The sequence below is a fragment of the Paraburkholderia nodosa DSM 21604 genome (assembly GCF_000519185.1).
In the GTDB taxonomy this organism is placed as follows: Bacteria; Pseudomonadota; Gammaproteobacteria; order Burkholderiales; family Burkholderiaceae; genus Paraburkholderia; species Paraburkholderia nodosa.
Map to the genome: position 1 here is coordinate 46052 of NZ_JAFA01000012.1, position 9560 is coordinate 55611.

The following is a 9560-nucleotide window of genomic DNA, read 5'->3' on the forward strand; positions in this document are numbered from 1 at the left end:
AAATTTGACTTTTCCGTTTCCGACCGTAAAATACGCTCCAATCTGACACTGTGAATAAGTGTCTCCGAAGCCCCGAGTCCTCACCGACCGGGGCTTTTTGCATTGCGCTCTCAGGTGTGCCGGTTCGAATCCGGATCGCTGGCCGAGACTCAGGTAGACGTACCCACGCGGTGCAACTCCCGGTGGGGGAATATACGGCCGGTGTGCCTCAATGGGCACACCTGAGAGCGTCGCGGCGCGCGACGCCCGCTTATTCAGGTGGCACGATGAACAAACCGAAGTCCAAGGGCGCCGCGCCCAAAGTGGCAGCGCGCCCACGCCTCGGCGATAGCGTCATCGTGCGCGCGCCGTATTTCCCGAAGCCGACTGTCGCGATTGTCATCGCCACGTTCGACGACGAGACCGACGATATCGCCGTGCAGGCGTTCCCGGTCGGTCGTGACTCATTGCAAGTCCCCGGCATCCCGTTCTTCGATGCCGAGCCAGACGCTAGCGTGCGATCGGCGGCATGGCCGGCCTGATGACGATCCGGGTCACGTCGAATGCACGTGACCTCGCGCGAGGCCTCAACGACTTCATCCAGCGGCAGGTGCCGTTCGCGATCGCGCAGGGCATCAACCGCACCGCGCAGCGCGTTGCTGAAGGCGAGGAAGAAAATCTCGCCGGCACGCTGGTGAATCCGTCGCCGTTCACGATGAACTCAGTGGGCGTGAAACGCGCGAAAAAGAGCTCGCCCACGGCAGTCGTCTATATGAAGGACATCGCCGCCGGCTATCTCGAACCGTTCGAAACCGGCGGCGTGCACAAACTCAATAGCCGCGCGCTGCTTAACCCGAAGAACCTTCGGCTCAATCAGTATGGCCAGTTGCCGCGCGGCACGCTCGCCGCGTTGAAGGGTAGGCCTGATGTATTCATCGGCGCGGTCAAGACAGCGTCCGGCGAAACGATCAACGGCGTATGGCAGCGGCCGACGAACACGAAGCGCGTCACGTTGTTGAATGCTCGTGGCAAACGACTTGGCAAGTTGAACAAGCTCGATGCCACGCAGAACAATGGGCGCGGCAAGCTCAAGCTGCTGATCCGTTTCGGCGACGCATTGCCAGTGAAGCAGCACCTCGATTGGGGCAAGCGCGCGAAGCAGATCGTCGATCAGTGGATCGACCGCGACCTCGCGGAGGCGCTGGGCGCCGCCATGAGGACGGCCAAGCGCTGAAAAGGAAGGTCACCCGGTGGATGGTGACCGGCGGCTCCGAGGGGGCCCCCAAACCTTACAGGGTCCTTCCGGGAGAGCCCTATTACGCGGGCATTGCGCGCGCGCGTTCTTCCCGTTCCTTTGACTTAAAAAAACACGTTACACGTTACACGCTATGGCGGCATCCAATGCGGCTCAAAGGCGCGCCGCGCCTAGCGAAGCGGGTGTAACGCAACGCGGCGCGAAAGCGGGGGGAAAGGGCAAGAACGTTACACCTGAGAGCGTTACACCGGTCGGCACCGACGGTGTGATTGGAAAAGCGGCGCTCGCCGACGCGCTCGGCTGGACTCGACCGAAGCTCGACCGGCGCCTCGACAGCGACGAGTCGTTTCCGATCGCGAAGCGCGGCACGCGCGCCGGCGGCTGGGAGTTCGAACTCACCGCGGTGAAGGCGTATCTGGCTGGCGGCGCGAACGCATCGCGAGCTCGCGCGCCGGCGTCGAGCGCGTCGGCCGCGCCCGATGCGAATCCCTACCCGGGTGCGAAGTACACGGTGCTGCCGCCGAGCGCCGTTCCACCGCCTGGCGTCGAGCCGCTGGTGCACAGCGGCGAGCAGACCGCTCGGCAGCGCCGCGACCAGGTGCAGGCCGAGATCCTTGAGGACAAGCTGCGGCGCGATCGCGGCGAGCTCGTGCAGGCCGAGGTCATGCGGCAGGTCATCACCAAGATGCTCGTGCACCTCGGCAAGGGCATGGACCGGCTGGCGGACCAGGTCGTCGAGAAGCTCGGGCTTCCGGAAGAGAACGCGGACGCGATCCGCGAGCTGACCGACGACCTGCGCACGACCATGGTCGACGAGCTGAAAGTGTTGATGGGCCCCGATGCTTGAGAACGCTTACGCCGATCCGTACCAGATCGTGCGCGAGGCGCTGGCCGCTTTCATCCCGCCGGCGCGCGAGACCGTCGCGCAATACGCGGCGCTCAACCGGCGCCTGACGAATCAGGGCGGCGGTTATGTGGGCCGGTGGCACCACGAGAAGGCGCCGTACCTCGTCGCGCCGATGGAGACGCTCACACGGCTGGATTACCTGACCACGGTTGTGGTCGGGCCCGGCCAGTCGGGCAAAACGGAGGTCGCGCAGAACTGGATGTTGAAGTCGGTCGCGAACGACCCGGGCGACATGCTCTGGTACATGCAGACCGACCCGGGCCTCGAGGCCTTCGTCAAAAGCCGGATCAACACGCAGATCGACGGCCATCCGGAGATGGCCATGCGGCTCGGCTCGCGGCCCGTCGACGATTCGCTGCATTTCAAGCGGTTCGACGGCATGCGCGTCGAGTTCCTGTCTGCGTCGCCGAACAACGTCATCAACAAGTCGGCGCCGCGGATCGTCGCCGACGAGGTGGACGCGTATCCCGAGTCGATGGGCGATATCAAGGCACTCCTCGATGTGCGCCGGCAGACGTTCGGGCGCCAGTCCATGCTGCTCGCGATGAGCCACCCGGACCGTGCGCGCGGGCTGATCCCGGAGCGCGACTGGAGCGCCGGCATCATGGCGATGTACGGCGATAGCGATCGCCGAGTGTGGTACTGGCCGTGCCCGGAGTGCGGTGTATGGTCGAGCCCCGTGCCGCTCGCAGCGCGCCACATGACGCTCCACTATCCGGAGGACGGCACGCTCGACGAGATCGAGCACGAGACGCGGCTGCTGTGTCCGGTCAATGGTTGCCTGATCGAGGACCGTCATCGCCGCGCGATGAACCTGGCTGCATACCGGTCACCGTTCGGCGGATGGATTGGCGACGGGCAGGAGATCTCGCAGGACGGCGTCGTGACTGGCGAGCTCGTCGCGCGTAAGAGCGCGGGCTTCTGGATCGTCGGCGCGATGTCGCCGTTCATTCTTGGTGGCATCGGAGGTCTCGCTCGAGCGAAGGTGAAAGCCGAGCGCGAGCTCGAGGTGAGCGGCGACGATCGAGGCCTGCGCCAGGTGACGGTCAAGCAGTTCGGGTTCCCGTACGCGCCGAAGCGCGGCGTTGGGTCTGTCGACGCGAATGTGCTCGCGGAGCGCGCCGAGCCAGACCTGAAGCTAGCCGTTATTCCGGAGGGCGTGCGGTTCACGACCGCCTTCATCGACGTGCAGATCGCGCACTTCGATTGGCTCGTGCGCGGATGGGGCGTTGGCGGAGAAAGCTGGATCATCGACCGCGGCCGCACGCCGGGAGACCCGGCGACATCGCCCGACGATTGGGACCAACTGCTTGAGTTGATCAACCGTGCATATCCGTTGTGCGACGGCAGCGGTCGTCGCATGCCGATACGGGCAACGGGGTTCGACAGCGGCGGTTCGCCGGGCGTCACGCAACAGGCCTACGCGGCGTGGATGCGCTGGCGCAAGTCAGAAAAGTGTGTGCGGCTCATCGGCAAGATCGCTGGGCGCGATGCATGGACAGTACTACCCACGAAAGGCGCGAAGACGCTCGAGGCGCCGAAGCTGCTCGTGAACTATCCGGACACAGGGCGTCAGGCAAACAAGGCGGCTGCGCGCGGCGCGGTGCCTGTGGCGCAGTTCAATCCGAACACCTTCAAGGATGACTTGATGGGCCAGTTGCAGGGCGCAGAACCCGGTGACTGGTATGTGCACTTCCCGCACGAGCTTCGCTCTCCCGAAGAACCTCACGTTTGGTTCGAGCAGCTGACTGCCGAGACGCGCCAGAAAAACGGTCGCTGGGAAAAGATTGTGTCGAGCCGCCGCAATGAAGCGCTCGACCAGCTCGTCGGTACGCATGTCGTCGCGCACCTTCACGGGCTCTCGAAAATCGATTGGGAAAAGCCGCCGACGTGGGCGGCGACCTGGGACAAGAATTCTTCGATCATTGGCGCGCCGGCGAAAGCGGTTGCCGCGGATGAGCCGATGCAGGCGCCCACAGCGGCGCCCGATGGCGCTACGCCGAAAAACCCGAAATCAGCAGTACACCGTTTCCGCTAACTCCATGGCCACAACCGATATCAGCTCGCCGTATTTCGGCATGAGTGACGCGCAACTGTCGGCCGCGATCAGCAACGCGCAGCAGGCCTACATCCAGCTGCGCACTGGTTCAAAGGTAGTCACGGTGTCATACGCACAGGGCGGAGGATCGCGTAGTGCCACGTTCCAGCAGACCGATATGGCGAACCTCCGTCTGCTGATCGCCGAGCTGCAGCAGGCTCTCAACCCGGGCGTGCGCATCAAGCGCCGCCGTCCGATTACGCCGTACTACTGATATGGGCAACGAACTTACGATCGTCGACGCCCAGGGCAACCCGCTTCGGCGCCAGCGCGCTGAATACCCGAACGGGATGCCTCTGACGAGCGGCGTGGGCCGCTGGTTCTTCCCGTATCAGGCGGCTGACTGGCAGACGCAGGAGATGGGCAACTGGTTGCCCTGGATCCGCTCGCCCGACGCCGAGATCACGCAGTTCCGCGACCGCATGGTCGCGCGCGCCCGCGATCAGGTGCGCAACGATGGTCGATCGAGCGGCGCGATTACGCGCATCCTCGACAACACGTGCGGCGCGTCGCTGCGTCTTTCCGTGATGCCGGACTATCGCGCACTGCGCCTGCTGAGCGGCGCGGCTTTCGATATCGGTTGGGCGAAGGAGTACGCGAGCGCAGCTGAAGCGCGCTGGCGCCTGTTCTCGAATGACCTAAACCGATACAACGACGTGTCTCGCCAGCTGACCGTCTCGCAGCAGCTGCGTCTCGCGCTGCGCCACAAGCTCATCGATGGCGAGGATCTGATCGTCAACCACTGGAAGCCGGAGCGCATCGGCCGCGGCGGCGCGCAATACGCGACGTGCTATCTGGTTGTGGACCCCGACCGCATGTCGAATCCGATGCAGATGGTCGACACGAGGCATCTGCGCGGCGGCGTCGAGATCGATGATGATGGCGTGCCCCTCGCGTATCACATCCGCAAGGCTCACCAGAACGACTGGTACAACGCCGTCGAGTCGATGGAGTGGGAGCGCGTCATCGCCGAAGACGATGACGGCTGGCGGCGTGTGATCCATGACTTCGAGCGCGATCGAGCGGGCCAGAATCGCGGCATTGGCGTATTCACGCCAGTGCTTGCGCACGCAAAGATGCTCGCGCGGTACTACGGCATCGAGCTGCAGGCCGCGGCGCTCGCAGCGTCGATTGGCACGTACATCACGAGCCCGTATGACCCTGCTGAAGTACAAGAGGCGATCGGCGGTGATCACGAGCTCAAGTTCTATCAGGGCCTGCGCAAGGAATGGAACGACGAACGCCCGGCGATGTTCAACGGCGTGCGCGTGCCCGCTCTCGCTCCGGGCGAAGACATCAAGGCACTGACCTCGGATCATCCGCATAACGGCTTTACCGAGTTTGTGCACGAGATGCAGGGCTGCGTGGCGTCCGCGCTCGGCGTGTCGATTGAGCAAGTCACGCAGGACTGGACACGCACCACCTACTCGAGCGCGCGCTCGGGGCTGCTCGAAAGCTGGAAAACGCTCGTGCGTCGGCGCCTCGAGTTCTCGGCCGGCACCGCAACGCCAATGTATGCGGTCTGGCTTCGGGAGGCGATGGAGAACGACGAGCTTCCGCTGCCGAACGGCGCACCCGATTTCATCGAGGCGGCGACCGCATACGCCGGGTGCTCGTGGCTCGGGCCCGCGCGCGGCTGGGTCGATCCGGTCAAGGAACCGCAGGGCTCCATCCTGAAGATGGACGCGGCGTTGACCACGCTCAAACAGGAAGCTGCAGAGCAGGGCTCCGACTGGGAAGAGCTGCTCGACCAGCGCGAGATCGAGATCGCCGAATTCCAGCGCCGCAAAATTCCGCTTCCCGCGTGGGGCGGCGCCGAGGTGGCGACGCGCACCGACGAACCTCCCGAAGATCCGAAGGCCGCATGACCAACTTCCCACATCTCGCGACGCGCCTCTTTAACGTGCCGATCGCGATCTTGCCTCAGAAGGCCGAGATCGTGATGGCGGCGCTGGCCGATCGCTTCGGCATCGCGCAGCTCTTCCGCGCGGACGGTTCGGCGCTCGCCCTTGCTGACGGTGGCGCGCGCGCGTTCCTCGAGGAGTTCGATGAGGAAGAGCAGGCGCAATACCGGCCTTACGACGTTGCCGAAGGCGTCGCGCGGATCCCGATCGAAGGCACGCTCGTGCACAAGCTCGGCACACTGCACCCGTACTCCGGTATGACCGGATATGACGGGATCCGCGCGCTGCTGAGCATGGCCTTGGGTGACCCGGACGTGCGCGCGATCATGCTGGACATTGATTCGCCAGGCGGCGAAGTCGCGGGTTGCTTCGATCTCGTCGACGCGATCTATGCCGCGCGCGGACGCAAACCCATTTGGGCCGTGCTCACGGAGAGCGCCTATTCGGCCGCCTACGCGATCGCGAGCGCCGCTGACCGGATCATCGTGCCGCGCACCGGGGGCACGGGCAGCGTCGGCGTTATCTGCATGCACGTCGACATGTCACAGGCGCTGACGCGAGCTGGCATCGACGTCACGCTTATTCACTACGGCGCCCGAAAGGCCGATGGCAATGAGTTCAACCCGCTTTCGAAAGGTGCGCTCGCACGCTTTCAGGCGGACGTCGACGCGATGGGCGAGATCTTCGTGAAGACCGTCGCCCGCAATCGTGATCTCAAGACGGCGGCCGTGCGCGACACGGAAGCCGGCACCTTTCTCGGCGCCGACGGCGTCGAAATCGGCTTCGCTGATGAAGTACTGCCACCAGACGAGGCCTTCGCGTCCCTGCTCGACGAGCTGGGCTGATCCATCCCACCATTAGGGTAAATCCAATGAGCAATCTGTTTCGAAACCTTGCCGCGCGAGGTGGGTTGAGCTTCGCCCATCTCGGCCGCGGTTCACGCGCCGAAGACGAACGTCCGAGCGATGACGACGACAGCGGCAAGGGCAAAAAAGGCAAGCGCGCTTCCGACGACGAGGACGATCAGCAGCAGGATCGCGACAACGGCGACAGCAAGAAGGGCAAGCGCGCTGACGGCGGCGATTCGGACGACGATGACGAAGACGATCCGGACAACGACGTCGACGACAAGGACGATCCGGACGACGACAGCGGCAAAGGCAAGCGCGGCAAGAAAGGCAAGCGCGCGGCCGACGATGACGACGACGAGCGCGCCGAAGAGGATGACGACGACGAGGAAGAGATGCGCGGCAACAGCGCTGCCGCGCGTGCCCGTCGTCGCGAGCGTGCGCGCTGCGCCGCGATCTTCGCGAGCAAGGGCGCAGGGCGCAATACGGTGCTGGCCGCCAATCTCGCCTTCGAGTCGACGATGACGCGCAACGAAGCGATCGCCGTGCTCAACAAAACCCCTGGTTCGGCCCGCGGTTCGCAGGAGCGTCGCAATCCGAACCTCGGGTCTGGCGATGGCCCGGGCATGACGTCCGAACAGGCTGCCGCGGCCAGCTGGGACGTTGCATTCCAGCGCGCCGGGTCCGCATCGCGCGACTCTCGAGCGCGCGGCCGCCGCTAAACCCGGGCGCCGGCGCACGCGCAGGCACCGTCCTTTCTCTCATCAAGGACTGAATCATGACCAATCCCCCGAACCTCACCCAGACGCCGCTCGTCGAGCAATGGCACGCCGGCGGGTTCCTCGTTTCCGAAGCACGCGGGCACCGCTCGCGCGACGTCGGCACCATCGGTGGCGCTGCGAAGGTCTACCCGGGCACGGTGCTCGGTCTGCAGACCGGCGGGGTCGCTGCTGCATGGCTGGGCAACCCCGAGCAGGTGAATAACAACACCGGCAACGGAACGATCGCGCTCGCGTCGCCGCCCATCGTCGCGGGCGCTCAGCTCGGTATGTACACGTTGGTTGCGACCGATGCGACCCACTTCGCCGTGACCGATCCGTTCGGCAACGCTGTCGGAACTGCGACGGCCGGTTCCGCATTCAGCAATCAGATCGCGCTGACGATCACGGCCGGCGGGACGGCGTTCGTCGCGGGCGACGAGTTCTCCGTGCAGGTAGAAGCGATCGCCGGTGCCTACGTGCCGCTCAACCCGTCGGCAAGTGACGGCTCGCAGACTGCCGCGGGCATCGCGTTTGGCTTCACCGACGCGACGCTGAATGACGTTCCCGGCACCGTCGTGACGCGCGAATGCGAGGTCAATGGCTCGGAGCTGCTCTGGCCGAGCGGGGCGACGGCAGCGCAGATCGCGGCAGCGACCACGCAGCTGACCGCGCTGGGCATCATCACGCGCTGATTGCGCCGCGGCGTCTGCCGCGTTCCCTTCGATTCAAGTCCTTATGGCCGCGCAAGCGGCCATTATTTTTTCCGGAGCCAAATAATGGCCAGCTTGGACGTATTCCATCAGGATCCCTTCACGACCATCCAGCTCACTGCGGCGGTCGACAAGTATCCTTTCCAGCCGACGGGGCTCGGCGACCTCGATATCTTCGATCCGGATCCGATCCGGACCACGGCGCTGGCGGTCGAGCAGCGTCAGGGCAAGCTCGTGATCGTGCCGACGTCGCCGCGCGGCGCCGAAGGCCTCCAGCGTACGACCGAAAAGCGCCAGGCGCGCTACTTCGACGTGCCGCGCCTGATGCATAGCGACACGATCTATGCGAACGAGATCCAGAATATCCGCGCGTTCGGCACGGAATCGGAGCTCATGCAGGTGCAGGTCGAAGTCGCGCGCCGCATGAATGGCCCGACCGGCATCCTGCGCAATATCGAGTACACGTGGGAGTTCCACCGCCTCGCGGCCGTGCAAGGCATGCTGCTCGATGCCGATGGCGCCGTGTTGTACGACTGGTTCGACGAATTCGGCATTACGCCGGCGCAAGCAATCGAATTTGATCTCGCGGCGAATACGGAGTACTCGCTGCGCCCGATCATCAACAAGCTCCGCCGGACGATGGCCCGCAAGGCGCAGGGTTCGTTCCTCCCGACGACGCGCATCTACGCGCTGTGCGGCGACGCGTTCTACGACGCGTTCGTGAACCACCAGGACGTCATTCGCACGTTCATGAACTGGTCTGCTGCTGCGGACCTGCGTGACGATCGTCAGGGCGGCGCGTTCGATGAATTCCCGTTCGCGGGCGTCACGTGGCTGAACTATCGCGGTTCGGACGACAACGAAACGATCAAGGTGCCGGACAACACCGTGAAGTTCTTCCCGGTGGGCGCGCCCGGGATCTTCCGCTGCGCGTATGCGCCGGGTGAATCGTTCGAATGGGTGAACACCCCGGGCAAGCCGCAATACGTGATCCCGATCTTCGATCGCGATCGCAACAGCTTCTGGAAGATGGAGGCGTACAGCTACCCGCTGCACATCTGCACGCGTCCAGAAGTCCTGCAAATCGGCACGATCTAA

10 protein-coding genes are annotated in these 9560 nt (G+C 64.6%); all 10 read left to right on the forward strand.

Translation table 11 applies throughout. The features are described from left to right. The first annotated feature begins 266 nt into the window (after positions 1-266). The 10 genes from A3CW_RS0119145 to A3CW_RS0119190 all read left to right on the forward strand — a co-directional run bounded on the left by A3CW_RS0119145 (position 267) and on the right by A3CW_RS0119190 (position 9560). The gene (locus A3CW_RS0119145) at positions 267-521 is read left to right on the forward strand and encodes a hypothetical protein (RefSeq protein ID WP_028205006.1); all 255 of its coding nucleotides are present in this window, start codon (positions 267-269) and stop codon (positions 519-521) included. Next, positions 509-1213, forward strand: a complete 705-nt coding sequence (locus A3CW_RS0119150; protein ID WP_028205007.1) for a hypothetical protein — start codon at positions 509-511, stop codon at positions 1211-1213. Before A3CW_RS0119145 ends, A3CW_RS0119150 begins: the two co-directional genes overlap by 13 nt. A 154-nt stretch (positions 1214-1367) precedes the next feature. Continuing rightward, the gene (locus A3CW_RS0119155; RefSeq protein WP_154677981.1) at positions 1368-2081 is read left to right on the forward strand and encodes a hypothetical protein; all 714 of its coding nucleotides are present in this window, start codon (positions 1368-1370) and stop codon (positions 2079-2081) included. Further along, a complete protein-coding gene (locus tag A3CW_RS0119160) occupies positions 2074-4179 on the forward strand; it encodes a phage terminase large subunit family protein (protein WP_028205009.1) in 2106 nt (701 codons plus the stop codon). Before A3CW_RS0119155 ends, A3CW_RS0119160 begins: the two co-directional genes overlap by 8 nt. Positions 4180-4183: 4 nt before the next feature. Then, positions 4184-4453, forward strand: coding sequence for a gpW family head-tail joining protein (gpW, locus tag A3CW_RS0119165; protein WP_028205010.1), 270 nt, complete (start codon positions 4184-4186; stop codon positions 4451-4453). A gap of 1 nt (position 4454) precedes the next feature. Next, on the forward strand, positions 4455-6107 hold the full coding sequence (locus A3CW_RS0119170) for a phage portal protein (protein WP_028205011.1): 1653 nt from the start codon (positions 4455-4457) through the stop codon (positions 6105-6107). Between the two features lie 35 nt (positions 6108-6142). Beyond that, positions 6143-6988 carry a S49 family peptidase gene (locus A3CW_RS0119175; RefSeq protein ID WP_245623695.1) on the forward strand — a complete coding sequence of 282 codons (846 nt, stop codon included), beginning with the start codon at positions 6143-6145 and terminating at the stop codon, positions 6986-6988. A gap of 26 nt (positions 6989-7014) precedes the next feature. Continuing rightward, the gene (locus A3CW_RS46850; RefSeq protein ID WP_154677982.1) at positions 7015-7713 is read left to right on the forward strand and encodes a hypothetical protein; all 699 of its coding nucleotides are present in this window, start codon (positions 7015-7017) and stop codon (positions 7711-7713) included. 56 nt (positions 7714-7769) lie between these two features. Further along, the gene (locus A3CW_RS46855) at positions 7770-8444 is read left to right on the forward strand and encodes a head decoration protein (protein WP_051481575.1); all 675 of its coding nucleotides are present in this window, start codon (positions 7770-7772) and stop codon (positions 8442-8444) included. 84 nt (positions 8445-8528) lie between these two features. Beyond that, the gene (locus A3CW_RS0119190) at positions 8529-9560 is read left to right on the forward strand and encodes a major capsid protein (protein WP_028205013.1); all 1032 of its coding nucleotides are present in this window, start codon (positions 8529-8531) and stop codon (positions 9558-9560) included.

Excerpts from the sequence above, each read along its gene's own strand:
- A3CW_RS0119145 (WP_028205006.1), top strand. The coding sequence starts at position 267 with ATGAACAAACCGAAGTCCAAGGGCGCCGCGCCCAAAGTGGCAGCGCGC.
- A3CW_RS0119150 (WP_028205007.1), top strand. The coding sequence starts at position 509 with ATGGCCGGCCTGATGACGATCCGGGTCACGTCGAATGCACGTGACCTC.
- A3CW_RS0119155 (WP_154677981.1), top strand. The coding sequence starts at position 1,368 with ATGGCGGCATCCAATGCGGCTCAAAGGCGCGCCGCGCCTAGCGAAGCG.
- A3CW_RS0119160 (WP_028205009.1), top strand. The coding sequence starts at position 2,074 with ATGCTTGAGAACGCTTACGCCGATCCGTACCAGATCGTGCGCGAGGCG.
- gpW (WP_028205010.1), top strand. The coding sequence starts at position 4,184 with ATGGCCACAACCGATATCAGCTCGCCGTATTTCGGCATGAGTGACGCG.
- A3CW_RS0119170 (WP_028205011.1), top strand. The coding sequence starts at position 4,455 with ATGGGCAACGAACTTACGATCGTCGACGCCCAGGGCAACCCGCTTCGG.
- A3CW_RS46850 (WP_154677982.1), top strand. The coding sequence starts at position 7,015 with ATGAGCAATCTGTTTCGAAACCTTGCCGCGCGAGGTGGGTTGAGCTTC.
- A3CW_RS46855 (WP_051481575.1), top strand. The coding sequence starts at position 7,770 with ATGACCAATCCCCCGAACCTCACCCAGACGCCGCTCGTCGAGCAATGG.
- A3CW_RS0119190 (WP_028205013.1), top strand. The coding sequence starts at position 8,529 with ATGGCCAGCTTGGACGTATTCCATCAGGATCCCTTCACGACCATCCAG.